At 68.5% G+C, this 23,433-nt stretch carries 27 protein-coding genes and 1 pseudogene; 26 read left to right on the top strand and 2 right to left on the bottom strand.

Going from position 1 to position 23,433, the window contains the following annotated elements; translation table 11 throughout:
* Nucleotides 1-150: 150 nt before the first annotated feature.
* From LGT41_RS15865 to LGT41_RS15765, 21 genes and pseudogenes are all read left to right on the top strand, one after another.
* Nucleotides 151-477: a helix-turn-helix domain-containing protein gene (locus LGT41_RS15865; RefSeq protein ID WP_274127931.1), complete on the top strand. Its 327-nt coding sequence runs from the start codon at nt 151-153 to the stop codon at nt 475-477.
* Nucleotides 478-487: 10 nt separating this feature from the next.
* Nucleotides 488-1,210, top strand: a complete 723-nt coding sequence (locus tag LGT41_RS15860; RefSeq protein WP_274127930.1) for an ImmA/IrrE family metallo-endopeptidase — start codon at nt 488-490, stop codon at nt 1,208-1,210.
* Between the two features lie 107 nt (nt 1,211-1,317).
* Nucleotides 1,318-1,674 carry a hypothetical protein gene (locus tag LGT41_RS15855; RefSeq protein ID WP_274127929.1) on the top strand — a complete coding sequence of 119 codons (357 nt, stop codon included), beginning with the start codon at nt 1,318-1,320 and terminating at the stop codon, nt 1,672-1,674.
* A 33-nt stretch (nt 1,675-1,707) separates the two neighbouring features.
* Nucleotides 1,708-2,505, top strand: coding sequence for a hypothetical protein (locus LGT41_RS15850; protein ID WP_274127928.1), 798 nt, complete (start codon nt 1,708-1,710; stop codon nt 2,503-2,505).
* Entirely contained in the window at nt 2,480-3,454 is a 975-nt protein-coding gene (locus LGT41_RS15845) for a hypothetical protein (RefSeq protein ID WP_274127927.1), read from the top strand. Before LGT41_RS15850 ends, LGT41_RS15845 begins: the two co-directional genes overlap by 26 nt.
* 169 nt (nt 3,455-3,623) lie before the next feature.
* The gene (locus LGT41_RS15840; RefSeq protein WP_021096360.1) at nt 3,624-3,833 is read left to right on the top strand and encodes a helix-turn-helix transcriptional regulator; all 210 of its coding nucleotides are present in this window, start codon (nt 3,624-3,626) and stop codon (nt 3,831-3,833) included.
* A gap of 10 nt (nt 3,834-3,843) precedes the next feature.
* Complete coding sequence (locus LGT41_RS15835) at nt 3,844-4,329, top strand: hypothetical protein (RefSeq protein WP_201240172.1); 486 nt, start codon at nt 3,844-3,846, stop codon at nt 4,327-4,329.
* Entirely contained in the window at nt 4,329-5,075 is a 747-nt protein-coding gene (locus LGT41_RS15830; RefSeq protein ID WP_274127926.1) for an ATP-binding protein, read from the top strand. Before LGT41_RS15835 ends, LGT41_RS15830 begins: the two co-directional genes overlap by 1 nt.
* A gap of 22 nt (nt 5,076-5,097) precedes the next feature.
* On the top strand, nt 5,098-5,604 hold the full coding sequence (locus LGT41_RS15825) for a DUF669 domain-containing protein (RefSeq protein WP_274127924.1): 507 nt from the start codon (nt 5,098-5,100) through the stop codon (nt 5,602-5,604).
* A 66-nt stretch (nt 5,605-5,670) separates the two neighbouring features.
* Nucleotides 5,671-6,036, top strand: a complete 366-nt coding sequence (locus tag LGT41_RS15820; protein WP_101341887.1) for a hypothetical protein — start codon at nt 5,671-5,673, stop codon at nt 6,034-6,036.
* The gene (locus LGT41_RS15815) at nt 6,030-6,980 is read left to right on the top strand and encodes a PD-(D/E)XK nuclease family protein (protein WP_274127923.1); all 951 of its coding nucleotides are present in this window, start codon (nt 6,030-6,032) and stop codon (nt 6,978-6,980) included. Before LGT41_RS15820 ends, LGT41_RS15815 begins: the two co-directional genes overlap by 7 nt.
* The gene (locus tag LGT41_RS15810) at nt 6,974-8,713 is read left to right on the top strand and encodes a DEAD/DEAH box helicase (protein ID WP_274127921.1); all 1,740 of its coding nucleotides are present in this window, start codon (nt 6,974-6,976) and stop codon (nt 8,711-8,713) included. The genes LGT41_RS15815 and LGT41_RS15810 overlap by 7 nt, the downstream gene beginning before the upstream one ends.
* Nucleotides 8,710-8,934, top strand: coding sequence for a DUF6511 domain-containing protein (locus LGT41_RS15805; protein WP_274127920.1), 225 nt, complete (start codon nt 8,710-8,712; stop codon nt 8,932-8,934). The genes LGT41_RS15810 and LGT41_RS15805 overlap by 4 nt, the downstream gene beginning before the upstream one ends.
* Entirely contained in the window at nt 8,934-11,219 is a 2,286-nt protein-coding gene (locus tag LGT41_RS15800) for a PriCT-2 domain-containing protein (protein ID WP_274127919.1), read from the top strand. The genes LGT41_RS15805 and LGT41_RS15800 overlap by 1 nt, the downstream gene beginning before the upstream one ends.
* Nucleotides 11,220-11,611: 392 nt before the next feature.
* The gene (locus tag LGT41_RS15795; RefSeq protein ID WP_274127918.1) at nt 11,612-12,133 is read left to right on the top strand and encodes a hypothetical protein; all 522 of its coding nucleotides are present in this window, start codon (nt 11,612-11,614) and stop codon (nt 12,131-12,133) included.
* Complete coding sequence (locus tag LGT41_RS15790) at nt 12,130-12,330, top strand: hypothetical protein (RefSeq protein WP_028720215.1); 201 nt, start codon at nt 12,130-12,132, stop codon at nt 12,328-12,330. The genes LGT41_RS15795 and LGT41_RS15790 overlap by 4 nt, the downstream gene beginning before the upstream one ends.
* The gene (locus tag LGT41_RS15785; protein WP_100929097.1) at nt 12,323-12,703 is read left to right on the top strand and encodes a DUF6362 family protein; all 381 of its coding nucleotides are present in this window, start codon (nt 12,323-12,325) and stop codon (nt 12,701-12,703) included. Before LGT41_RS15790 ends, LGT41_RS15785 begins: the two co-directional genes overlap by 8 nt.
* A gap of 417 nt (nt 12,704-13,120) precedes the next feature.
* Entirely contained in the window at nt 13,121-14,497 is a 1,377-nt protein-coding gene (locus LGT41_RS15780) for a site-specific DNA-methyltransferase (protein ID WP_274127917.1), read from the top strand.
* A pseudogene (locus LGT41_RS15775) lies at nt 14,421-15,005 on the top strand (DNA cytosine methyltransferase); the annotation flags it as partial. The gene LGT41_RS15780 and the pseudogene LGT41_RS15775, both read left to right, overlap by 77 nt.
* 205 nt (nt 15,006-15,210) lie before the next feature.
* Nucleotides 15,211-15,693, top strand: a complete 483-nt coding sequence (locus LGT41_RS15770; RefSeq protein WP_055683749.1) for a hypothetical protein — start codon at nt 15,211-15,213, stop codon at nt 15,691-15,693.
* A complete protein-coding gene (locus tag LGT41_RS15765) occupies nt 15,690-15,914 on the top strand; it encodes a DUF7220 family protein (protein ID WP_274127916.1) in 225 nt (74 codons plus the stop codon). Before LGT41_RS15770 ends, LGT41_RS15765 begins: the two co-directional genes overlap by 4 nt.
* Nucleotides 15,915-15,967: 53 nt before the next feature.
* Here the strand turns inward: LGT41_RS15765 and LGT41_RS15760 are convergent, their stop codons facing one another.
* Nucleotides 15,968-16,486 carry a DUF3489 domain-containing protein gene (locus LGT41_RS15760; protein WP_274127915.1) on the bottom strand — a complete coding sequence of 173 codons (519 nt, stop codon included), beginning with the start codon at nt 16,484-16,486 and terminating at the stop codon, nt 15,968-15,970.
* A gap of 95 nt (nt 16,487-16,581) precedes the next feature.
* Nucleotides 16,582-16,854: a hypothetical protein gene (locus LGT41_RS15755; protein ID WP_274127914.1), complete on the bottom strand. Its 273-nt coding sequence runs from the start codon at nt 16,852-16,854 to the stop codon at nt 16,582-16,584.
* 111 nt (nt 16,855-16,965) lie between these two features.
* Here LGT41_RS15755 and LGT41_RS15750 point away from each other — a divergent pair, with 111 nt between their 5' ends.
* The 5 genes from LGT41_RS15750 to LGT41_RS15730 are packed head-to-tail and all read left to right on the top strand — an operon-like array spanning nt 16,966 to nt 23,364.
* Nucleotides 16,966-17,562 (top strand): hypothetical protein, encoded by a 597-nt coding sequence (locus LGT41_RS15750; protein ID WP_274127913.1) that lies wholly within the window; start codon nt 16,966-16,968, stop codon nt 17,560-17,562.
* Entirely contained in the window at nt 17,510-19,513 is a 2,004-nt protein-coding gene (locus LGT41_RS15745) for a phage terminase large subunit family protein (protein WP_274127912.1), read from the top strand. The genes LGT41_RS15750 and LGT41_RS15745 overlap by 53 nt, the downstream gene beginning before the upstream one ends.
* Nucleotide 19,514: 1 nt before the next feature.
* Nucleotides 19,515-19,724: a phage head-tail joining protein gene (locus LGT41_RS15740; RefSeq protein ID WP_028030714.1), complete on the top strand. Its 210-nt coding sequence runs from the start codon at nt 19,515-19,517 to the stop codon at nt 19,722-19,724.
* On the top strand, nt 19,724-21,280 hold the full coding sequence (locus LGT41_RS15735) for a phage portal protein (RefSeq protein WP_274127911.1): 1,557 nt from the start codon (nt 19,724-19,726) through the stop codon (nt 21,278-21,280). The genes LGT41_RS15740 and LGT41_RS15735 overlap by 1 nt, the downstream gene beginning before the upstream one ends.
* 5 nt (nt 21,281-21,285) lie before the next feature.
* A complete protein-coding gene (locus LGT41_RS15730) occupies nt 21,286-23,364 on the top strand; it encodes a prohead protease/major capsid protein fusion protein (protein WP_274127910.1) in 2,079 nt (692 codons plus the stop codon).
* Nucleotides 23,365-23,433 lie beyond the last annotated feature (69 nt).

Below are 23,433 nucleotides of genomic sequence, written 5' to 3'. Positions count from 1 at the left end.
GCGGTCCTGCAACCCAAAGCACACCCTTCCGTCTACAGTGCCCGCTAGCCGCGAGTCCGCTTCGTTGTTGATACTCTTGGGGATAAGGCGTAACAGTTCGCATATCCGCGAACAAGCGGATTGACAGGGAGAGCAAGCGATGAACCGGCCATGTCCGCCGACGGTGTGACCTTCGGCCAGGCGATTTCGAAGGCCCGCAAGGCACTCGGTCTCAGCCAGAAGGAACTCGCAGCGCGCGTGATGAAGGAAGTGGGCGGCGGGTCGATATCCCCGCAGTATCTCAACGACATCGAGCACGATCGACGCAGCCCCAGCTCGGGGCACCTGATCCGCCAGTTCTCCGGCATCCTGAACATCCCGGAGGACTACCTGTACGCACTCGCTGGCCGGCTACCGGATGATCTTCGGCCGGATGCGTCCACCCCGGACAAGGTCGTCGAGGCCTTTGCCAATTTCAGGAAGACGTTGAAGGAGTAAGGAGGTTCGCATGGTGAAGATGATCCGTGACAACACGGGCCGCTTTGCCGAGCGGCCCTTCTACGCGGCGCGGGATCTCGACAATGAATGCGAGCGGCTGATCCGCGATCTTCTGATGAAGCGCAAGAAGAAGGTCGAGTATCCGGTCTCGACCGAGGATCTGACTGTGCTGATCGCGATGTACGACGCGGATCTCGACCCGTACGCCGACCTGTCCGCGTACGGCGCCGATGTGGAAGGGGTCACCGAGTTCTTCCCAAACCGGGGGCCCAAGGTCTCAATCTCCGAACGGATCGCGGTTGACGAACGGCGCGAGAACCGATTCCGCACCACGCTCACCCATGAGTTCGGGCACGTGAAGTTCCACGGGCCGCTCTGGGCGCGGAAGTTCGCCAACGGCGACCTGCTCGAGCGCGGAATGAATGCCAACAAGGAGATCTCCAAGCGCGACAACATCCTGGACGCCCCGCAGTCCGACTGGATGGAATGGCAGGCCGGTTACATCAGCGGCGCACCGCTGATGCCGGCCACGCCTGTCCGTCGCCTCGTTTCCGACTACTGCGGCCCGCGTGAGCTGCATGGCGATATCCACGTTTCGACGGAGCATGCCGCGCATCTGATCCAAGTGGTCATGGAGCAGTTCGCGGTCTCCGAAGAGGCCGCGCGCATCCGGCTGTTGAAGCTGAGCCTGATCACTTCGACGCACGGGCAGCCCTCGCTCTTCGGCCACTGATCGCGAATCCGCGGAAGTGCGTATTTTTTCGATTGACTCCCCTCTGGCACTAAATACGCTGATTAGTAGATCAGCCGATACATGGAATCACCAGAAAGGAGATCACGGTGACTGCACTGTCCGCCTTCCTTCGCAAGACGCCCGGCGAGGCGCTGCGCGAATACTTCGACCGGCCGGAAATCGGCCTGCCGACCGAGTTCGACTGGAGCGTGCCGGAGGCCGAGCTGTCGAGGCCGCTTCTCGGCGCCATCGAGAAGATGTCCCGCGTTCAGCGTGACCGCATCTCGAACGACGACGAGCGCGTCCATGCGCTGTCCGAGGAGCCGGGGCAGGCCGCGATCTACAGCGTCGCGGACGATCCCGCGTTCCTCGACGGCCTCGCGAACCCGCATGCGCGCTCGCTCTGGATGTTCCTGAATGCGCAGGACCGGTTCCGCCGTGCCGAGGAAGTTCGCTTCACCTAGGACCGCAGGCGCGGCCGGATGTGGGCGGGCTAAATGACCGACGCGGGCTGCGTTGTGCAGCGCGATGCATCGGCCCGTCACGCCTTCATCTCCGCGATCAAGGAGTTCTCGGGCGCCGCCCATGCCCATGTCGACATCTTCGACCGGGTGAGAACGACCCATGAGGGCGACGAATGCGACCTCGTGCAGGCGACGATCTACCGTGAGGGACGGCCCGACGATTTGCTGCGCTTCGACGACAAGGGGTCTCTCGTGCGGCAGGCCTATCGTCCCGTCTTCGAGGCCGCGGTGACCTACGAGCCCGCGACCGGCGGCATCGAAGTGATCGCCAACGACAAGGCGACGCGGGGCGAGATCGTGAAGGCGACGGTCACGCACCTCCTCGGCATTGCGTTCAAGGAGAACCGTCTGCCGCTTCGGTGCTACGACCTTTCCGTGCTGCTGACGCCGTACGACTTCCCGGTCGACCCGGAGGACGGGATCGAAGGTGTCGAGGTGCGCGAGCTGCGCCTCATGCCGATCGACGACAGCAGCCGAAGGGTCACACTGGAGAACATGGCCCGCGCGGACGGTACCATCTGGTCTATGGCGGACGAGATGTTCAAGGAGCGCACGCCTTTGCGCGACGGTTTCGTAATCACGCGAGCCAAACTGGCGGTAAAGCTTGCCAAGCGCCCAGGGGGCGACCGCCGGCGCACACTCACGCTGTCGATCACCTGGCCCCACGGCTGCGACCTGAAGGATCGCACCGCGACCGAGCAGATGATCGGCGAGAAGTACTTGCGGCGCTGGGGGATCCTGGTCGATGACCTGCAGCTCTTCGAGGATTGATCTCGCCGCCTGCCGGCTGCTCTCATCCATCGCCGGGACCCGCGATGCGCGGGTCTCGGCCATGGCGCTGGCGCATATGCGCGGCGCCGGAAAGACGCTGATGGATGCCGGACTGCTCGTGCAGCGCGGCAGCGCGATGTCCGTCGTTGCCGAGGACGATCTGGACGACACTCCGACGTCCGTCATCGCCCACCCGATCACGGGGCAACATGGTCATCTCGGCAACGCGGTCTGGCACGACGAAGAGGCGAGCGTCCGCCGCCTGGTCTATGCGCTGGGCATGGCGGCAACAGCTCGGCGGGTGGTCGCCCGGCTCGATTGCTCGCTAGGAAAAGACCCGGTGCCGTACCTCGACGGCGTGGTGCTGGATTTCGGGACGGCGCGGCTGCCGAAGCGAAGGGCGCGTGTCGGGATCTGGGTCGCTCGCGGTCTGACGACACCGGCCGTGTTCGAGGAGTTCCGCCAGCTCGTTGCGCGCCGCCCGGCCGATGGGCTTCGGGTGGTCCTCGTTCTCGACCCTCCGGATCGGCATCGCTTCCGCTTCGTCCGGGGCCACGAGTTCGTCGCGCTGGCGGATGTGGTCGATCATGAAGATGGGCTCGCCATCGCCCCGGAAATCCTGAGCGCACGTCTGCTGAAGGGACCGTCGCACAAGGGGCCCGTCTGGGTCTCCGGCGACGGCGGCGTGCTGATCGTGCACGGCAGGTGGCACGAGTTCACCGGTGGCAAGCAGAAGATCGCCGTCGCCATGCTCGCCGATGCCTGGCTGGACGGGGATCCGGTGCTGCCCGTCGCGCGCATCCTTGAGGAGGCCGAGTGCGGCCCCTCCGTGAAGCGATTGAAGAATCTCTTCGACGGTCACCCTACGTGGCAGGAGGTCATCGACGGTCACCCTACGTGGCAGGAGGTCATCCTGGAGAGCGGCTCCAGCGCCTGGCTCGAGGTGTGACGCCACCAAACCCACGACGATCAGGCCGTCCTTCGGGGCGGCCTTTTTCGTTTTCGGGGCCCCCGATTTGCATTCCTCCCGTCTCCCCTCCCTCCGCCCTCCCGATCTCCTCCCCTCGCACACCCCAGTCTCGTTCGCAGGCATTCGGCCAATCGCGAAGGAGACGACGATGTCAGTCACGCATCTCAACCAGGTCGAGCTGGCGGCTCGATGGAAAATCAGCCCGCGTACTTTGGAGCGCTGGCGTTGGACCGGTGAGGGCCCCGCCTTCATCAAGATCGGCGGCCGGGTCGTGTACCGGCTCGAGGATGTCGAGGCCTACGAGGCCAACCGGCACTGCTCGAGCACGGCCGACAAGCCCGCCGTGAAGCTGGCGTGAGGGGGCGGCCATGACGATCCCCAACCGCATCACCCTCGACAACCTTCCCACCCTGCCGGTCGGCGAGATCGCCGCGCTGCCGGGCGACCAGCTGGCGCTCCTGAAGCAGGACGCTGACGAGCGGCTGCGCGCTGCCAAGAACCTCAGCGACTGGCTCGATGGCGCTATCGCGCTCAAGTATGGCGACCAGGCGCAGGAGGCGCGCCGCGCGGAAGGCAAGGACACCGGCACTGTCCGGTTGCAGGACGGCCAGGTCACCGTGGTCGCGGAGCTGCCGAAGCGCGTCGATTGGGACCAGGCGATGCTCGCCGGTCTGGTCGAGCGAATCCGGGCGGATGGCGCCGATCCCACCGAGTACGTGGACATCGCACTCAGCGTCTCCGAGCGGAAGTACACCGCCTGGCCCAAGGACATCCGCCAGGAGTTTGAGCCCGCCCGCACGGTCCGGACGGCCAAGCCGAAGTTCCGGCTGCTGCTCGGCGAGGAGGTGCGCTAATGGCCATCTCGCTCGCATCCCTGCGCACCTCGACGGTGCTGCGCCCGCCGCGCGTGCTGATCCATGGCGTCGCCGGCATCGGCAAATCCACGTTCGCCGCGTCTGCCGACGCGCCCGTGTTCATCCTCACCGAGGACGGTCTCGGCAAGCTGCAGGTGCCGCATTTCCCGCTGGCGACGAGCTACGCCGAGGTCGCCGAAGCGCTCGACGCCTTGCTCGACGAGGACCACCCCTATTCGACGGTGGTGGTCGACAGCGTGGACTGGCTGGAGCCGCTGATCTGGGCCGAGGCCTGCCGTCGCAACGGCTGGCAGTCGATCGAAAGCCCTGGCTTCGGCAAGGGCTACGCCGAGGCGCTGAACATCTGGCGCGAATACATCGACAAGCTGAACGGGCTCCGCGACCGGAAGGGCATGGCGGTCATCCAGATCGCCCACACCGGCATCAAGCGCTTCGACAGCCCCGAGCACGAACCCTACGACCGGTACGTGATCAAGCTGCAGGCCCGCGCCTCCGCGCTGCTGCAGGAGCACTCGGACGTGGTGCTCTTCGCCAACTACCGGATCTCGGTCAGCAAGTCCGACGTGGGCTTCAACAAGAAGGTGACCCGGGCGCTCGGGTCCGGTGCGCGCGTCATGCACACCGAAGAGCGCCCCGCCTTCCTCGCAAAGAACCGCTACGGCCTGCCGGAAACGCTCCCTCTCGAGTGGTCGGAGTTCCTGGCCGCCATGCCCCAATCCGCCTGATTACGACTGAAAGGACAGCACGATGGCACGTTTCGACACCGCCTTTGACGCCGCCGGCATCGAGCCCACCACCGCCTACGAGATCCTGCCCGCGGGCAAGTATCGCGCCCAGATCGTCGAGAGCGAGATGCGCGTCACGAAGAACGGGATGGGGAAGTATCTCTGGCTGATGCTCGACATCCTCGAGGGGCCGCAGCAGGGCCGCAAGGTCTTCGACCAGCTGAACCTCGTGAACGCCAATCCGACCACGGTCGAGATCGCACAGCGCACGTTGTCGGCGATCTGCCACGCCACGGGCAAGCTGCAGGTGAACGACAGCGAGGAGCTGCACCTGATCCCGATGACGATCCAGGTCGGGGTGAAGCCCCCGAAGGACGGCTACGGCGAGCGTAACACGATCCGCTACATGGTGCCGGAGGCCCCGGCGCAGGCGACCCCGCCGAAGTCCGCCGCCACGCAGCCGACCAGCGCGCCCGCGCAGTCGGCGCCCGCCCGCCCGGCCACCGCGCCCTGGAACCGCAAGAGCTGAGGCCCTCGGCCGCCGCGGGCTGAGACCTGCGGAGGCCCGGACATCGCCAGACCCGAGAGACCGACCATGACCAACACCACCGACGCGGCCTGCGCGGCCGCGAACGCCCCTGGCTTGCCTGACGACACCCGGCGCCTGATCGAGATCGAGGACGCCATCGCGAAGATCCGCACGCAGATCGCGACCGCGGATCTCACGCGGCAGCGGACGGCGAAGCCGATCGACCCCGACTGGTTTCACCGTGCGCGCACGGCGCTGCGTCACCTCAATCGCGAGCGCGCCGAGATCGTCGCCCGTCAGGGCGGCCGCCGCCGGCGCGAGCGCCTGAAGGACACGATCATCGCCGTCCTGCGCGAACGCCATGACAGCGCCGCCTGGACCGCGGTGCTGGCTGAGGCGCGGGCGCGGCTCGAGCGGGAGGAGGCATGCTGATGGCCGAGCTCCCCACCCCCCCGACGCCGACCCTCTCCGCGATCTACGCCTCCTTCGAGGCGCGGCAGGGCGACGGCTTTCGCGACCACCTCGGCGCCTCGCTGATCGGCAAGTCCTGCGCCCGCGCGCTCTGGTATGACTTCCGCTGGGCGACGCCCGCGCGGCACACGGGCCGCATCCTGCGGCTGTTCGAGACCGGCCAGCTGGAAGAGGCCCGGCTCGTCCGCGACCTGCGCGCCACCGGCGCGACGGTGCTGGAGGTCGATCCCGAGACCGGGCGGCAGTTCCGCGTCGAGGCGCATGGCGGGCATTTCGGCGGCTCGCTCGACGCCGTCGCCCTCGGCCTGCTCGAGGCGCCGAAGACCTGGCACGTCGTCGAGTTCAAGACGCATTCCGCGAAGAGCTTCGCCGAGCTCGTCGCCAAGGGTGTCGTGCTCGCCAAGCCCCAGCACGCCGCGCAGATGCAAATCTACATGCACCTGACCGGCATCACGCGAGCGCTCTACGTCGCGGTCTGCAAGGACACGGACGCGCTGCACATCGAGCGCGTCCCGGCCGACCCCGCTAGGGCCACGCGCCTGCTCGAGAAGGCGGGGCGGATCATCTTCGCCCAGCACCCGCCCGAGCGGATCAGCGCTGATCCCGCCTGGTTCGAGTGCCGGTTCTGCGACCACCACGGGCTCTGCCACGGCGAGGACGCCGCGGCCGTCACCTGTCGCTCCTGCCTGCATTCGACGCCCATCGAAGGCGGCTGGCACTGCGCGCGCCACGACCGGCTGCTCGACCCTGCCGATCAGCGCCGCGCGTGCCCCCGGCACCTGTTCATCCCCGATCTCGTCCCCGGCGAGGTGAGCGACGCAGGCGAGGACTTCGTCTCCTACCGCATGCGCGACGGCTCGGCCTGGACCAACGACGCCCGCAAAAAGGAGGCCGCCGCATGCTGACCCTGCGCCCCTACCAGCAGGCCGCGATCGCCTCGATCTACGGCTATTTCGAGAAGGAGAGCGGCAACCCGCTCGTCGTGATCCCCACGGCCGGCGGCAAGAGCCTCGTCATGGCCGCCTTCATCGACGGCGTTCTCAAGGCCTGGCCCGACCAGCGCGTGCTGGTCGTCACCCATGTCCGCGAACTGATCGCGCAGAACCATGCCGAGATGCTGGGGCTCTGGCGCGAGGCGCCTGCGGGCATCTACTCGGCCGGGCTCGGCCGCCGCGACGCGCGGGCCCGGATCCTCTTCGCCGGCATCCAGTCCATCCACGACAAGGCGACGCGCATCGGCCATGCCGATCTGGTGCTGATCGACGAGGCCCATCTGATCCCCGGTCGGTCGAACACCATGTATCGCCGCTTCCTCAACGATCTGCAGGCGATCAACCCCGCGCTCAAGGTGATCGGTCTGACCGCGACGCCGTTCCGGCTCGACAGCGGCATGCTGCACGAGGGCGAGAATGCGCTCTTCACCGACATCGCCTACGAGGTGTCGGTCCGCGACCTGATCGATCAGGGCTATCTCTCCCCGCTCATCTCGAAACAGACGAAGACCCGCCTCGACGTGACGGGCGTGGGATCGCGGGGCGGCGAGTTCATCGCGCGCGACCTCGAGGACGCGGTCGATCAGGACGCCATCACACGCGCGGCCGTGGCCGAGGTGATCGCCCATGGCGAGACGCGCCGGTCCTGGCTCGCGTTCTGCTCGGGCGTCCGCCACGCCACCCATGTCGCCGAGGAGTTCCGCCGCCGCGGCGTCAGCTGCGCGACGATCTTCGGCAAGACGCCGAAGGACGAGCGTGACGCGATCATCGCCGCCTTCAAGCGCGGCGAGATCAGGGCGCTGGCCTCCATGGGGGTGCTGACGACGGGCTTCAACGCGCCGGCCGTCGACCTGATCGCCATGCTGCGGCCCACCAAGTCGGCCGGGCTCTATGTCCAGATGGCCGGTCGGGGCACGCGGCTCGCCGAGGGCAAGGAGAACTGCCTCGTTCTCGATTTCGCGGGCAATGTCCGCCGGCACGGCCCCATCGATCTCGTGCGGCCGAAACGGCCGGGCGGTCCGGGGGACGGGCCGCCGCCCACCAAGATCTGCCCGAAATGCGGGACCATCGTGGCCATCGCGGCGCTCGAATGCCCCGACTGCGGTTTCGAGTTCCCCGGCCGCGAGGTGAAGCTGGAGCCGACCGCCTCGACGCTGGAGGTGTTGTCTACCGGCAAGCCGCAATGGGTCGGCGTCACCGACGTCACCTACAGCCGCCGCGAGAAGCGCGGCGGGCGTGTCTCGTTGAAGGTCACCTACCGCTGCGGGCTCGCCTTCCACACGGAATGGGTCTGCTTAGAGCACGAGGGCTATCCGCGCCGGAAGGCCGCGAGCTGGTGGCGCGAACGGGCGCCAGAGATGGACGTGCCCGAGTCCGTCGACGAGGCGCTCCTGCTGGCGGACCGGCTGCGCCGTCCCACCGATATCGCCGTCCGCCCTGCGGGCCGCTTCACCGAAATCACCGCCTGCAGGTTCGCCCCATGCCTTACAGCCGTGCCGGGCTCTGCGCCGTCTGCCATCGAGAGCCCCGTGGCTGGGGCTGGTTCGACGCGCGCTTCCGCGTCTCCGACCCGCGGCGCGACACGAGCCGCCGAGACCTCTGCAGCCGGGTTTGCCAGGACATCTGCCACCGGAGGTCGGGCATGATCGATCCGACCCCCAATGAAACCGCGGCCATGGTCGAGGGCGGCAAGGCCGGCGGCGCCTATCTCGACAGCCTTGGCCGGACCGATCTCGCCCTGCTCACCGAGGAGGAGTGGGACACCTTCGTCGAGGTAATTGTCACCGGCTACTGCGACCACCTGCGCGATCTGGCGGCGAAGGACCGCGCGCGGCTCGACGGCATGATCCCGGAGGTGCCCTTCTGATGGCGGACACCTCGTGGATGGCGCGCGTGGGCGCGCGTCTCGTGACCAACGGCTACGCGATCCTGCCGATCGCGCCCGGCACCAAGAAACCAGGCCAGTTCGCCCGCGCGGCCTGGCACGACTACCCGCAGTGGAACCGGCATGCGAGCCGCGCCACGACCGAGTTCGAGGTCGCGACCTGGTCGACCTGGCCTAGCTGCGGCGTCGGGATCGTCGGCGGCGCGGTCGCCGCGCTCGACATCGACGTCGCCGAGGATGGCGAGCTTGCGCTGCGCATCGAACGACTGGCCCGCGAGCGGCTGGGCGACACGCCCGCGCTCAGGATCGGCAAGGCACCGAAGCGGCTGCTGGTCTATCGCACGCGAGAGCCCTTTGCCGGGATCCGGCGCGCGCCGCTCGAGGTTCTGTGCCACGGACAGCAGTTCGTGGCCTATGCCGAGCATCCCGACACCGGCCAGCCCTATGCCTGGCCGGACGAGGGGCTCGCGGATCTCGACATCGAGAGCCTGCCCGAAATCGACGCCGACAGGGCGGCAGCGTTCCTCGACGAGGCGCTGGCGCTGATCCCGACCGAGCTGCGCCCGAAGAGCCTCGGTGCGAAGGGCGCAATCGGGGCCGGGCAACCGTGTCTGCCGGCCCACGCACAGGCCGGCACGCTGGCCGCGATCCGGAGCGCGCTCGCCTGGTTGCCGAACGCCGAGCTCGACTACGACAGCTGGATGCGCATCGGCATGGCGCTGAAGGGCGGGCTGGGCGAGGAGGGCGCGACGCTCTTCGCCGACTGGTCGGCGCAGGCGGCCAAGAACGACCCGGCCGCGACGGCGAAGGCATGGACGAGCTTCAAGCCCGCGCGGATCGGCGCCGGCACGATCTATCACCTCGCCATGGAGAAGGGCTGGCGTCCCGATCCCGACCTGCTGCTCGACGGCAGTCAGAAGGCTTGTGCGGCCGACGCGCATCCCGCGGCGGGCCTCCTGGCGCGGCTCGCCCAGCCCGAAGCCCCGATGCCGATCCTCGCGCCTGTGCCGTCCTTCACGCTGACGATCCCAGGCGGGCTCGTGGGCGATCTCGCGCGCTACATGATCGACACGGCGCGCAGACCGCAGCCGCTTCTCGCGGTGGGCGCGAGCCTCTGCGCCCTCGGCGCGATGATGGGGCGTCGCTACCGCACGACGACCGACCTGCGCACGAACCTCTACATCGTCGGCATCGCGGACAGCGGGTCGGGCAAGAACCACGCCCGCGAGGTCGTCAACGAGCTGTTCTTCGCGGCGGGGCTGGCGCACCACCTGGGCGGCAACAAGATCGCCTCCGGCGCGGGGCTCCTGACCGCGCTCCACCGTCAGCCCGCGATCCTGTTCCAGATCGACGAGTTCGGGATGTTCCTCTCGGCAGCGGCCGACCGCAAGCGCAGCCCGCGCCACATCACCGAGATCCTCGACAACATGACCGAGCTCTACACTGCGGCCAGCGGCATCTTCCTCGGCGCGGAATACGCCAACCGGGACGGCTCGAACGAGCGGCGCGACATCGTGCAGCCCTGCCTCTGCGTCTACGGCACGACGACGCCACTGCATTTCTGGGGGGCGCTGCAGGGCGCCAACGTGGTGGACGGCTCGCTCGCTCGGCTCATCATCCTGCCGAGTGAGGAGGACTATCCGGACGAGAACCGTAGCGCCGGGCTCCGGAGATCGCCCCGGCCGCTGATCGAGGGGCTGCAGCGGCTCGCCGAAGGCGGCGGCCAGGCCAGCGGCAACCTCGCCGGCCGGACATCCGGACCAGAGACCGCGGTCGATCCGATGACCGTGCCGATGGACGACGAGGCGCAGCTTCGCTTCGACGCGCTCCGCGACGAGATCACCGCCGAGCTCAGGGCCGCGGCCGGCACATTTCAGACGCCGATCCTCGCCCGGATCGCGGAAAACGCGGCCAAGGTCGCGCTCGTCCTGGCCGTGGGGCGGGATGCGGTCCATCCCGTCATCCGGCTCGAGGATGCTGTCTGGGCGATCGATTTCGTGCGCCATTTCGCCAGGCGCACCATCGACGCCGTCGAGCGCCACGTCGCCGACACCGAGACAGAGGCGCATCTGAAGCGGGTGCGCGAGATCATCCGCAAGGCCGGGTCGGCAGGCGTCACCAAGTCCGAGCTGACCCGCGCCTCGCAATGGCTCCGGGCGCGCGACCGCGATGACATCCTGCTCACGCTGGTCGAGAGCGGTGACATCGTCACGGTGGAGCAGGAGACCGGGGGTCGGAAGGCCATGCGCTTCCGGGCGCTGCGGTGAGGGCCGGGACGATGCTTCCTTCAACGGCCCCCATCCTTCATTTGAAGGAAGTACCCGCCCAAGCCTCCGTCCTGGAACGGAAATCCGGCGCGGCGGACTTCTTTCAATATTTCACGCAGAGACCCTCGCGCGCGTGGATGGGGAGCGACGCCACACATATACCACATGAAATAACTGAAATATTGAAAGAAGAGATTTATCCTCATTCTGCCAATGGCTTGCGTCCCCACTTCCTTCAAGCGGACGGGGTGAAGCCATTGATGGAAGCGCCGGGCGCTCCCGGCAACGACAACGTGACCCTGACCAGACCTCGCGATCCCGGCCCGGGCGCGCGTGCTGCCCTCACCAGGCAGCCGTGCCGCCCCGGCCTCTCACTCGAAGAGGAGGTCGTCATGGACCGCTCCCCACACATCGCCCCGGCGCCTCTCACGGCTGCCGGCAGATTCAACCCCTGCATTCTCGCGCTGGATCTCGGCACCAGCACCGGCTGGGCGTTGCGCGCGCCGGACGGGCTGATCACCAGCGGAACTGCGAGCTTCAGGCCCGGTCGCTACGACGGTGGCGGCATGCGCTATCTGCGCTTCACCAACTGGCTGACCGAGATCGACCGGCTGTCCGGGCCCGTCGCCGCCATCTGGTTCGAGGAAGTCCGCCGCCACGCGGGCACCGACGCGAGCCACATCTACGGCGGGCTCATGGCCACGCTGACCGCATGGGCGGAACTGCGCGGCGTGCCCTACGAGGGCGTTCCGGTCGGCACGATCAAGCGTCATGCCGCAGGCAAGGGCAACGCAGACAAGGCCGCCATGGTCGCCGCCGTCCGTGCTCGCGGCTTCAGCCCGGCCGACGACAACGAGGCCGACGCCATCGCGATCCTGCTCTGGGCGATCGAGACGAAGGGAGGTGTCGCATGAGATGGCATCCCCATGGCTACGGCGGTCGGCGCCGGGATCCCGAGCAGGTCAAGCGCGAGGGTTGGCAGGAACAGGGCGTCCTCGCGGTCTCCGCCGATGACGACCGCCTTACCTGGCCCGAGCGTGAACTGGTCCGCCAGCTCGGCGAGAAGCTCTACGGCCCGCGCCCTTCCGACAGGGAGGCGCGTCATGGCTGATCGCGAATGGACCGCCGAGTGCGTCGCCGATCATTTCGAGGAGGCGTTCCGCACCCTGCGCAAGCTTCCGCCGGTGAAGGCGCAGGGCTACTTCAACACCTGGCCCGACATCGTGCGCACCAGCCGCGAGATCGCGGCGATGGAACCCCAGCCCATGCGCGTCTGGCCCTCGGCCGCCGCGATCACCCGGCTCGAGCAGACCTTCGACTGGGTGCTCTGGATCGAGGAGGCGGAGCGCAAGTTGGTCTGGTCCCGCGCCGCCCGCGTGCCGTGGAAGCAGATCAGCGGCGAGCTGGGGTGCGACCGCACGACCGCCTGGCGGCGTTGGCAGCTGGCGCTGACCAAGATCGCCGCGCGCCTGAATGCGCAGTGACTCCAATGTGTTGCAACACTTTTTCCTTCGACATCTGCAACATGATCGTGCTATTCCGAAGGCAAGATGGGGAGAGTGCGCTGGAAAGCTCGCTCTCCCCTTTGCGTTGACGGGGGCCTTCTGGACCCTGGTATCCAGCAAGGATCCGGCCGGGGTCCAGCCCACGGCAGTTTCCGGTTCCTTCCTGGGCGATATTCGTATGCTGGCGGGCGAAGCGCGGGACATCGCCAGCGACAGGGCCGGATTTTTGGGAGGCCACCCGGAAGCCGGACCCACGCGCGCCCCGCGCAAACACCAATGAACGCTGGCCTTCCGACCGGACACCGCTGGTGGCCGCTGGACCCCGTGTGGAGTCCAGCCTGGCATCCGGAGTCCGGAAGCCACCGGCATCCACTCGACCGAGGAACCTTGCCCACCATGACGCTGAGCTTCGCCCCGGACGCGATTGAGACCTGGCCGCTGTCGCGCCTCCAGCCCTACGCGAAGAACGCGAAGGCACACGACCCGGACCAGGTCGCGAAGATCGCCGCCAGCATGGCCGAGTTCGGCTGGACGGTGCCCTGCCTCGTCGCCGAGGACGGCGAACTGATCGCAGGCCATGGCCGGGTCCTTGCCGCCACGCAGCTTGGGCTGACCGAGGCGCCGGTGATCGTGCTGGGCCATCTGACCGAGGCGCAGCGACGGGCGTACCGCATCGCGGACAACAAGCTGACTGAACTCGGCACCTGGGACGAGGCGCTGCTGTCGGCGGAACTGAACGATCTGCTGGTCGAGGATTTCGACCTGTCGCTTGTCGGGTTTTCCGATGGCGAACTCGACAAGCTGCTGGCCTACGTCGCGGAAGACGACGGTGAAGAAGGTGGCGCCGGGGGCTCCGTGCCGCCGGTGACCATCCCCGAGCCGCCCCGCAATCCGGCGTCGCAGACGGGCGACCTGTGGATCCTCGGCGACCATCGTTTGCTCTGCGGAGACTCGACCAGCCACGAAGATGTGCGCCGCCTGATGAACGGCGAGCGCGCGGTGCTGTTCGCGACGGACCCGCCGTACCTCGTGGACTACGACGGCTCAAACCACCCGACGCGGAACAAGGATTGGTCGGCGTCCTACGGCACCACTTGGGATGACAGTTCGCAGGGGGCTGAGCTCTACGACGGTTTCATCGCCGCCGCTGTAGCCGAGGCCATCACCGAGGACGCCGCCTGGTACTGCTGGCACGCCTCGCGCCGCCAGGCGATGCTGGCGGCTTGCTGGGAAAAGGCCGGCGCCTTCGTCCATCAGCAGATCATCTGGGTGAAGGACCGCGGCGTCCTGACCCGGTCCCACTACCTCTGGAAACACGAGCCCTGCTTCATGGGCTGGCGTCGCCCGAACCGTCCGCCGAAGGTGGCGGAGGAAACGCTGCCATCGACATGGGCGCTTCCCAGCTTCGCCAAGGATGAGCGCCCCGACCACCCGACGCCGAAACCGCTCGACGCCTTCGGCATCCCGATGCGCCAGCATGTGGCGCGGGGCGGCCTCTGCTACGAGCCGTTCTCAGGCTCCGGCTCGCAGATCATGGCGGGCGCGGCCAATGGCCGTCGCGTCTTCGCGATGGAGATCAGCCCGGCCTACGTCGATGTCGCCGTGGAACGCTGGCAGGCCGACACCGGCCGCGACGCGATCCTCGATGGCGACGGTCGGACCTTCGCGCAGGTGAGGACCGAGCGGCTGGGCGACGATGCCGAGGCCCGGGCCGATACGCCGGACCCGGACGCCGCCCCAGAACCCGCGCGAAAGCGCAAGACCGCCGCGTGACATGCATGACCTGGCTTTACCTTCCTCCGGACGCGCTTCCGGAGACGCAGACGCATGCCTCTTCGGCCTCTCCCTCTGCTCCGGCGCAGGCGGGCTCGATCTCGGGCTTGTCCTCGCCATCCCCGGATATCGTGCTGTGGGCCATGTCGAACGGGAAACCTACGCCGCAGCCACTCTCGTGGCGCGGATGGAAGACGCGTCCCTGGATCGCGCGCCTCTCTGGGACGACGTTGCCACCTTCGACGGCCGCCCGTGGCGCGGCGCAGTGGACATCGTCACTGCGGGCTATCCGTGCCAGCCGTTCTCCGTCGCGGGCAAGCGCCGGGGCGCGGAGGACCCGCGCCACCTCTGGCCGCATGTCGCCCGCATCGTCGGCGAGGTCGAACCGCCCTTCGTGTTCCTCGAGAATGTCGCCCATCATCTCCGCCTCGGCTTCCCCGAAGTCGCCAGCGGACTGGTCGGCATGGGCTACAAGCTTGCGGCAGGCCTCTTCACGGCGGCGGAAGTCGGCGCGCCGCACAAGCGCGAGCGGCTCTTCATCCTCGCAATCCGAGAGGGGGACGAGCTGGCCGACCCCGCGCGCCTGCTCCGGCACCCGCTCGAGTGGCGGGAACCGGACGGAGCTGCTGCGGCTCTGGCCGACGCCGAGGGCCAGCGCCAACGAGAACCGGCAGACGAAGCCGACGCCATCGCAGGAAGCAGGCCAGCACGGCATGAACCTGGCGACGACGGCCGCGCTCTGGCCGACGCCGCAAATCGACAGCTTCCGCAGCCGGGGCGGGGAGCGGAAGGACGAGAAGGGGCTGGACCGCATGGCGCGGGATTGGCCGACGCCGATGGCGAACGACGGCTGCAAGCCGAGCGCGGGCAACCGCAGGAGTGCCGACCTGACCCACGCGGCCGGAATGTGGATGACGCCGACGGCGCGGGACCACAAGGATGGGGCGACGACACTGGCGAACACGCCGGTCAACGGCCTGCTTGGCCGCCAGGTCCTGGTGACGCCGATGGCTGGGACGAATACCTCCGATGCGCGCCGGACCTTGAACCCGCTGTTCGTCGAGGCGCTGATGGGCTGGCCCACCGGGTGGACCGGCTTCGCCTCTGTGGCAACGGCGTGGTCCCCTTGGTTGCGGCGCATGCGCTGCGAACTCTGGCGGCTGAACTGCTGGCCGATGGATGAGGCAGCGGCATGAAGCAGTCCCGCCTCATGTCGCTGGTCGAGTCCGTCGTCAACGTCATCGTGGGCTACGGCGTCGCCGTGGTCACGCAGATCCTGATCTTCCCGGTCTTCGGGCTACACACGACGCTGGCGCAGAACCTGAAGATGGGCGCCATCTTCACCGTGGTGAGCATCGCACGATCCTTCGCCCTGCGGCGGGTGTTTGAGGCGATCCGGATGCGGAGCGCCAAATGATCGACCGCCGCCCCGGAGGGACGGCGGCCATCAGCTTTTCGGGGTCCGGTGCGTCAGGCGGCGGGGAGTCTGTACACGCGCCCGCGCCCCTCGACCTTTTCGGAGGTGACCTCGAGCCCGAGCTTCTTCTTCAGCGCGCCGGACATCGCGCCGCGCACCGTGTGCGACTGCCAGCCCGTTTGGGCGACGATCTCGTCGATGGTCGCGCCGCCCTCTGCGCGGAGCATCTCGATCAGGGTCTCCTGCTTGGTGCCCTTCCGGTGCTTGACCGGGGCGGTCGGCGTTTCGGGCGGCGGCGTCTCGCCCGATTCGTCCGTGATCCCGAGGGTGCTGTAGGCCAGCGGGGTTGCGCGCAGCGTGATCGGGCCGCGCTCCTCGTCGTGCCGCCAGACCGTGTTGAGGTCCGTGGCGGCGATTTCCTCGATCATGCCCTGCTTCAGGAGGCTCTTGCAGACGTTGCCGACGGCGCCGCCCTTGAGGCTGGCGGTGACGGGAAAGACCGCTCCGTCCTCGCGCGCGCAGGCGGTGGACAGGATGACGGCTTGGGCGTCGGAAATCTGGATCTGGGTCATGGGGTCGTCTCCGTATTCGGGCCCGCGTCATGCGGCGCCTTCTACGACCCCGAGCCGCGCGGGGCGCGCGGCGGGAGTTCCGGCGTTGCCGGATATCAGCGGGCGTGTTCGCCCTCGCCGAAAGCGCTGTCGGTGATGCGCTTCAGGAGGCTGGCGTATTGTTCGAGGGTGCCGACCATGGCCCAGCCCACCTCGTCGGGATGGCAGTTGAAATGGTCGTCGCTGAGCGCCTGCAGGCGGGCGAGCATCTCGTCGATCTCGGCCTTCTTGCCGATGAAGGCGTTCAGGGCCGCTTCCTTGTTGCGCCGGGCCTTCTCGGCGCGGAGTTCGTGGCGCGGGGTGGTGATCGGGTTCAGGCGGGTGGTCATCGGAGTGGCTCCTTGGTGAGTTGCATCGTCCTTCTGAACGGACGTTCCCTCTGTCCGCGATGCTTATCAACTCAATAAGCACATGATTCTGAATGATAATCGGAGCTACCGATGCAGGGCATGAGCGAGCGCCAGTACGCCGCGCATGTCGGGCTGTCGCGCGGCGCGATCCAGAAGGCGAAGGCCGCCGAGCGGCTGGTCCTCTATCCCGACGGCAGCATCAACGCGGCCGCCAGCGACGCGCGGCGCGCCGAGACGACGGACCCGTCCAAGACCCGCAAGCCGCCCGCGCCGAAGCTGAAACCCGTCCCCGAGGCGGCGGTAGCGGCCGTCGGCGATACCCTGCGCGAACAGGGTCTGGCGGTCCCGGCCGTCGGCGGTGGCACGACCTTCCTGCAGGCCAAGACGGCGAACGAGGTGCTGAAGGCGCAGGAGCGACGCATCCGGCTGCAGAAGCTGAAGGGGGAGTTGATCGAGCGGGCCCGCGCGCTGGCGCTGGTGTTCCGGCTGGGGCGGGAGGAGCGGGACGCGTGGGTGAACTGGCCTGCACGCGCGGCGGCGCTGATGGCGGCCGAAATCTCGGCCTCGTGCAGCGACGCGATAGGCCAGCAAATCACCGTGGAGCCAGCCGCGATGCAGAAGGTCCTGGAGAGACATGTACGCGCCCACCTCGACGAACTCGCCGAGGTCCGGCCCGACTTCCGGTGATGATGACGCACTGACGGACTTCGACGGCGCGGGCGAGATCCTGCGCGCCTGGGGCAACGGGCTCCGGCCCGACCCGGACCTGACCGTCTCGGAATGGGCGGATCGGCACCGGATGCTCTCGGGACGCGCCTCGGCCGAGCCCGGGCGGTACCGGACGGTGCGCACGCCCTACATGCGCGAGATCATGGACCGGCTGAGCCCCGGCGATCCCACGCAGCGGGTAGTGTTCATGAAGGCCGCGCAGGTCGGCGCGACCGAGGCGGGTAACAACTGGATCGGCTTCGCCATCCATCAGGCGCCGGGCCCGATGCTGGCGGTCCAGCCGACCGTGGAACTGGCCAAGCGCAACTCGCGGCAGCGGATCGACCCGCTGATCGACGAGAGCCCCGAGTTGCGGGAGCGGGTGAAGCCCGCGCGCTCGCGCGACGCCGGCAACACGATGCTGTCGAAGGAATTCGCGGGCGGCATCCTGATCATGACCGGGGCCAACTCGGCGGTCGGGCTGCGCTCGACCCCGGCGCGGTACATCTTCCTCGACGAGGTCGACGCCTATCCGGCCTCGGCCGACGAGGAAGGCGACCCGGTCACGCTGGCCGAAGCGCGGTCGCTGACCTTCGCCCACCGGCGCAAGGTGTTTCTGGTCTCGACCCCGACCATCCGGGGGCTGTCGCGCATCGAGCGGGAGTTCGAGGTCAGCGACCAGCGGCGGTACTTCGTGCCGTGCCCGCATTGCGGCCACGCGCAATGGCTGAAGTTCGATCGGCTGCGCTGGCAGAAGGGCCGCCCGGAGACGGCGGAGTATCACTGCGAGGGCTGCGACGCGGCAATCGCGGAACACCACAAGACGGCGATGCTGGAGGGGGGCGAATGGCGGGCGACCGCCACGGCCGCCGACCCGACCACGGTCGGGTATCACCTCTCGGCGCTCTACTCGCCGATCGGCTGGCTCAGCTGGGAGCGGATCGTGCGGGCATGGGACGCGGCACAGGGTTCGGACGAGGCGATCAAGGCGTTCCGCAACACCATCCTCGGCGAGACCTGGGTCGAGACCGGGGAAGCGCCGGACTGGCAGCGGCTCTACGACCGCCGCGAGCGCTGGACATCCGGCACGGTGCCCGCGGGCGGGCTGTTCCTGACGGCCGGTGCCGACGTGCAGAAGGACCGGATCGAGGTCGACGTCTGGGCCTGGGGCCGCGGGCTTGAGTCGTGGCTCGTCGATCATGTCGTCATCGAGGGCGGGCCCGACCGGCACGATGCATGGTCGGAACTGACCGCGGTGCTGGACCGAAGCTGGCCGCATGAACGCGGCGCGCATCTCAGGATCGCGCGGCTCGCCATCGACACCGGCTACGAGGCACCGGCGGTCTATTCCTGGTCGCGGGCGCAAGGCTTCGCGCAGGTGTCGCCGGTGAAGGGCGTCGAGGGGTTCAACCGCTCGAGCCCGGTGTCGGGGCCGACCTTCGTGGACGCGACTGAGGGCGGCAAGCGCCTGCGGCGCGGGGCGCGGCTCTGGACCGTGGCGGTCTCGACCTTCAAGGCCGAGACCTACCGATTCCTGCGGCTGGCGCGGCCGACCGAGGAGGAGATGGCCGACGGGGCGGCGTTCCCGCCCGGCTCGGTGCACCTGCCGCACTGGGTCGAGAACGAGTGGCTGAAGCAGTTCGTGGCCGAGCAGTTGGTGACGGTGCGCACGAAGCGCGGCTTCGCCCGGCTGGAATGGCAGAAGCTGCGCGAGCGCAACGAGGCGCTGGACTGCCGGGTCTATGCCCGCGCCGCCGCCTGGATAGCAGGCGCGGACCGCTGGCCCGACGAGAAATGGCGCGACCTCGAGGATCAGCTCGGGGCGGCGCCAACGGAAATGGATGGCGCAGGGCGGGTCAACCGACCGCAATCCGCACCCCAAGGAAAGCGGCAGTCGGACTGGCTGGGCCGACGCGGAGGATGGTTCTGACATGACCGACTGGACGGAAACGGAGCTCTCGGCGCTTCGCCGGGCCTACGCCAGCGGCACGACCCGGGTCAGCTACGATGGCAAATCCGTCGACTATGGCTCGGCCGAGGATCTCCTCGCCCGCATCCGGACCATCGAGCGCGCCATCGCGGGGACCACGCGGCCGCTGCCGGTGGCCGGGCTTGCGGGCTTCTCGCGCGGGGATCGGTGATGTCGGCGAACTGGTTCGACCACGCCATCGCTACGGTGGCGCCGCGCATGGCGGCCCGCCGCGTGATGGCGCGGCAGGCCTTCGAGACCCTGACGCGCGGTTACGATGGCGCTGCGCGCGGGCGGCGGACGGAAGGTTGGCGCGCGCCGGGATCCTCGGCCGACACCGAGATCGGCGTCGCCGGGGCGCTCTTGCGCGACCGGATGCGCGATCTGGTCCGCAACAACCCGCATGCGGCCAAGGCCGTGGCGGTGCTCGTCAATAACATCATCGGCGCGGGCATCATGCCGCGCGCCGCCAGCGGTGACGACAAGCTGGACCGGAAGGTCGATGCGCTGTTCGAGCGCTGGACAGCGGATTGTGATGCCGACGGCCAGCTCGACTTCTACGGTCTGCAGACGCTGATCTGCCGTGAGATGGTCGAGGCGGGCGAGGTGCTGGTGCGCCGCCGCCTGCGGCGATCCTCGGACGGGCTGCCGGTGCCGCTGCAATTGCAGGTGCTGGAGGCAGACTTCCTCGACGCCACGAAGTCTGGCGCCCTCGGAGCAGGCCGCCTCGTCCAGGGGATCGAGTTCGACCCGGTCGGCAAGCGCCGGGCCTATTGGCTGCACGCCGAGCATCCGGGCGATGCCTATGGCGCCCTGCAGAACGGGTTGCAGAGCCGCCCGGTGCCCGCGACCGAGATCGCCCATGTCTATGAAAAACAGCGCACGCAGGCGCGCGGCGTTCCCTGGGGCGCGCCGGTGATCCGCAGCTTGCGCGATCTCGACGATTACGAGGTGGCCGAACTGGTCCGCAAGAAGACCGAGGCCTGCGTCACCGCCATCGTGTTCGGCGATGACGAGGCCCAGCAGGCCATCGCGCCCTCCGTGGTCGATGCCGATGGCAACCGGGTCGAGCAGTTCGAGCCGGGGCTGATCGCCTATGCTCGTGGCGGCAAGGACATCCGCTTCAACCAACCATCCGCTATCGGCGGCTACGGCGAATACAAGCGGGCCAGCCTGCACACGATCTCGGCAGGGTTCCGGGTGCCCTACGAGCTGCTCACCGGCGATCTCAGCCAGGTGAACTATTCCTCGATCCGGGCGGGGCTCGTGGAGTTCCGCCGCCAGATCGACGCGGTGCAATGGCAGCTGTTCATTCCGATGTTCTGCGCCCCGGTCTGGCGATGGTTCACGGAAGCGGCGTGGGCCGCGGGCCATATTCCGTCGCCGATCGTGCCGGTCGAATGGTCGCCGCCGAAGTTCGAGGCGGTCGATCCGCAGAAGGATGCGATGGCGAACCTGCTGTCGATCCGCTCCGGCACGATGACGCTGGCTGAGGTGATCGCGAAACAGGGCCGCAACCCCGACGCCGTGCTGGCGGAGATCGCCGCGACCAACGCCAAGCTCGACGCGCTGGGGCTGGTGCTGGACAGCGATCCGCGGCGGGTCACGAAGACCGGCAGCGCGCAGACCGGCGACGCGGCGACCGATCCGGCCGCCGACGAACCAGACACCGACGACCCGGCTGCTGACGCGGACAATGACCCGGCGCAGGCCGACCAACAGGACTGACCTTCATGGACACGATGATCGAACTGCCGGCCATGCGCCGGTCGGCGGAGCTTGCGCCGAACACGGCCGACGCCGACAGCCGCACCGTCGAGGTGGTCTGGTCGGCCGGGGCCCGCGTGCGTCGCGCCACCTTCTTCGGCGAGCCATACGACGAGGAACTGAGCCTCGACCCCGCCCATGTCCGGCTCGACCGGCTGAACGCGGGCGCGCCCTTCCTGAAGGTTCATGATCTCGACACGCTCGACGCCGTCATCGGCTCGGTCGTGCCGGGCTCGGCGCGGATCGAGAACGGCCGCGGCATCGCGCTGGTGCGGATCAGCGAGCGGACCGATGTCGAACCGATCTGGCGCGACATCCAGGCCGGCCACATTCGCGCGGTCTCCATCGGCTACCAGGTCCATCGCTTCGAGGTCTCGAAGCCCGAGGCCGCCCGCGAACTCTGGCGCGCGGTCGACTGGACGCCCTTCGAGGTCTCCGCCGTGGCGGTCGGCGCCGACCCCGCCGCCGGTTTCCGCGCCCAGCATCCCCTTCACGACTGCGTCCTCCACCGCCGGGACGCCCCTTCCAGCATGAAAGGACCGATCCCGATGACGGACAAGACCGAGACCCCGGCGCGCGACGCCGCAACCCCCGCCACCACCCAGCCGACCGAGCCGAATGATACCGAGGACACCACGATGACCGACCCGAATGCTGCTGTGACCGAGCCGAAAGCGGCTGCGCCCGACCCGAAGGTCGCCGCCAGCGAGACGCGCAGCCAGCCGAAGACGCAGGCGACGCCCGCGCCCGACACCGAGGCGGTCGCGACGCGCGCCCGCGAGGCGGAGCGCGACCGCGTCTCCACCATCTACGATCTGGCGGGCCGCCTGAACCTCGAGCGCGGCTTCGCCGAGGATCTGGTCAAGCGCGGCGTCAGCGTCGACGAATCCCGCCGCCTGATCCTCGATCAGGTCGCCGCGAAGTCGGACGAGACCCGGACTTTCCCCCATGTCTTCGTCCCCCTTGGCGGCCGGGACGAGCGGATCACCCGCCGTGATGCGGTCGCGAACGCGCTGCTGCACCGCTACAGCCCGACGCTGTTCCAGCTGGAGGACGCCGCCCGGCAGTATCGCGGCATGACGCTGCTGGAACTCGCCCGCGAAAGCCTCGGCAATGCTGGGGTGAACACCCGCGGCCTGTCGCGCGACGAGGTGGCGACGCGGGCCCTGCACTCGACCTCGGACTTCCCCGAGATCCTGTCGGCGGTCACCAACAAGACCCTGCGGCAGGCCTACGAGGCCTATCCCCGCACCTTCATGCTGTTCTGCCGCCAGGTGCTGGCGACCGACTTCAAGGCGATGCACCGGGTGCAGCTCGGCGAAGCGCCGCAGCTGCTGGAAGTCGGCGAGAGCGGCGAGTTCAAGCGCGGGACGCTCGGCGAGAGCAAGGAGAGCTACAAGGTCAAGACCTATGGTCGGGTGGTCGCGATCACCCGCCAGACGCTGATCAACGACGATCTCGACGCCTTCACCCGGATCCCGGCGATGTACGGCAACTCCATCGCGCAGCTGGAGTCGGACGTGGTCTGGGGCATCATCACCGCCAACCCGGCCATGGCCGACGGCAACGCGCTGTTCCACACCACCCACAAGAACCTCGCGGGCACCGGCGCGGCGCTCGATGTCGGCAGCGTCGGAGCGGCGCGGGCGGCGATGGCCAAGCAGACAGGGCTCGACAAGAAAACGGTGCTGAACGTCCGCCCCGCCTTCCTGATCGTGCCTGCCTCGCTGGAACTGAAGGCCGAGCAGCTGGTCGCGCAGAACCTGGTGCCCGCCGCGACGTCCAGCGTGGTGCCGCAGTCGATCCGCACGCTCGCCCCGATCAGCGAGCCCCGGCTCGATGCCGCCAGCGAGACCGCCTGGTATCTGGCGGCGAGCCCGAACCAGATCGACACCATCGAGTACGCCTATCTCGAGGGTCAGCAGGGCGCCTACATCGAGACGCGCAACGGCTTCGATGTCGACGGCGTCGAGATCAAGTGCCGCCTCGACTTCGGCGCCAAGGCCATCGACTGGCGCGGTCTTTACAAAAATCCGGGCGCGTAACCAGCGCGCCGACATGCTGAACCCTGACACACGGGCGGTCCTGACGGGCCGCCCTTCGTCTTTCCACGA

The organism is Abyssibius alkaniclasticus, from assembly GCF_020447305.1.
Classification (GTDB): Bacteria; Pseudomonadota; Alphaproteobacteria; order Rhodobacterales; family Rhodobacteraceae; genus Abyssibius; species Abyssibius alkaniclasticus.
This window is presented reverse-complemented; position numbering and strand designations above follow the sequence as displayed.

What these genes read in the sequence shown, in the direction of transcription:
- LGT41_RS15865 (WP_274127931.1), top strand. Translation starts at nt 151, where the DNA reads ATGTCCGCCGACGGTGTGACCTTCGGCCAGGCGATTTCGAAGGCCCGC.
- LGT41_RS15860 (WP_274127930.1), top strand. Translation starts at nt 488, where the DNA reads ATGGTGAAGATGATCCGTGACAACACGGGCCGCTTTGCCGAGCGGCCC.
- LGT41_RS15850 (WP_274127928.1), top strand. Translation starts at nt 1,708, where the DNA reads ATGACCGACGCGGGCTGCGTTGTGCAGCGCGATGCATCGGCCCGTCAC.
- LGT41_RS15845 (WP_274127927.1), top strand. Translation starts at nt 2,480, where the DNA reads ATGACCTGCAGCTCTTCGAGGATTGATCTCGCCGCCTGCCGGCTGCTC.
- LGT41_RS15840 (WP_021096360.1), top strand. Translation starts at nt 3,624, where the DNA reads ATGTCAGTCACGCATCTCAACCAGGTCGAGCTGGCGGCTCGATGGAAA.
- LGT41_RS15835 (WP_201240172.1), top strand. Translation starts at nt 3,844, where the DNA reads ATGACGATCCCCAACCGCATCACCCTCGACAACCTTCCCACCCTGCCG.
- LGT41_RS15830 (WP_274127926.1), top strand. Translation starts at nt 4,329, where the DNA reads ATGGCCATCTCGCTCGCATCCCTGCGCACCTCGACGGTGCTGCGCCCG.
- LGT41_RS15825 (WP_274127924.1), top strand. Translation starts at nt 5,098, where the DNA reads ATGGCACGTTTCGACACCGCCTTTGACGCCGCCGGCATCGAGCCCACC.
- LGT41_RS15820 (WP_101341887.1), top strand. Translation starts at nt 5,671, where the DNA reads ATGACCAACACCACCGACGCGGCCTGCGCGGCCGCGAACGCCCCTGGC.
- LGT41_RS15815 (WP_274127923.1), top strand. Translation starts at nt 6,030, where the DNA reads ATGCTGATGGCCGAGCTCCCCACCCCCCCGACGCCGACCCTCTCCGCG.
- LGT41_RS15810 (WP_274127921.1), top strand. Translation starts at nt 6,974, where the DNA reads ATGCTGACCCTGCGCCCCTACCAGCAGGCCGCGATCGCCTCGATCTAC.
- LGT41_RS15805 (WP_274127920.1), top strand. Translation starts at nt 8,710, where the DNA reads ATGATCGATCCGACCCCCAATGAAACCGCGGCCATGGTCGAGGGCGGC.
- LGT41_RS15800 (WP_274127919.1), top strand. Translation starts at nt 8,934, where the DNA reads ATGGCGGACACCTCGTGGATGGCGCGCGTGGGCGCGCGTCTCGTGACC.
- LGT41_RS15795 (WP_274127918.1), top strand. Translation starts at nt 11,612, where the DNA reads ATGGACCGCTCCCCACACATCGCCCCGGCGCCTCTCACGGCTGCCGGC.
- LGT41_RS15790 (WP_028720215.1), top strand. Translation starts at nt 12,130, where the DNA reads ATGAGATGGCATCCCCATGGCTACGGCGGTCGGCGCCGGGATCCCGAG.
- LGT41_RS15785 (WP_100929097.1), top strand. Translation starts at nt 12,323, where the DNA reads ATGGCTGATCGCGAATGGACCGCCGAGTGCGTCGCCGATCATTTCGAG.
- LGT41_RS15780 (WP_274127917.1), top strand. Translation starts at nt 13,121, where the DNA reads ATGACGCTGAGCTTCGCCCCGGACGCGATTGAGACCTGGCCGCTGTCG.
- LGT41_RS15770 (WP_055683749.1), top strand. Translation starts at nt 15,211, where the DNA reads ATGAACCTGGCGACGACGGCCGCGCTCTGGCCGACGCCGCAAATCGAC.
- LGT41_RS15765 (WP_274127916.1), top strand. Translation starts at nt 15,690, where the DNA reads ATGAAGCAGTCCCGCCTCATGTCGCTGGTCGAGTCCGTCGTCAACGTC.
- LGT41_RS15760 (WP_274127915.1), bottom strand. Translation starts at nt 16,486, where the DNA reads ATGACCCAGATCCAGATTTCCGACGCCCAAGCCGTCATCCTGTCCACC.
- LGT41_RS15755 (WP_274127914.1), bottom strand. Translation starts at nt 16,854, where the DNA reads ATGACCACCCGCCTGAACCCGATCACCACCCCGCGCCACGAACTCCGC.
- LGT41_RS15750 (WP_274127913.1), top strand. Translation starts at nt 16,966, where the DNA reads ATGCAGGGCATGAGCGAGCGCCAGTACGCCGCGCATGTCGGGCTGTCG.
- LGT41_RS15745 (WP_274127912.1), top strand. Translation starts at nt 17,510, where the DNA reads ATGTACGCGCCCACCTCGACGAACTCGCCGAGGTCCGGCCCGACTTCC.
- LGT41_RS15740 (WP_028030714.1), top strand. Translation starts at nt 19,515, where the DNA reads ATGACCGACTGGACGGAAACGGAGCTCTCGGCGCTTCGCCGGGCCTAC.
- LGT41_RS15735 (WP_274127911.1), top strand. Translation starts at nt 19,724, where the DNA reads ATGTCGGCGAACTGGTTCGACCACGCCATCGCTACGGTGGCGCCGCGC.
- LGT41_RS15730 (WP_274127910.1), top strand. Translation starts at nt 21,286, where the DNA reads ATGGACACGATGATCGAACTGCCGGCCATGCGCCGGTCGGCGGAGCTT.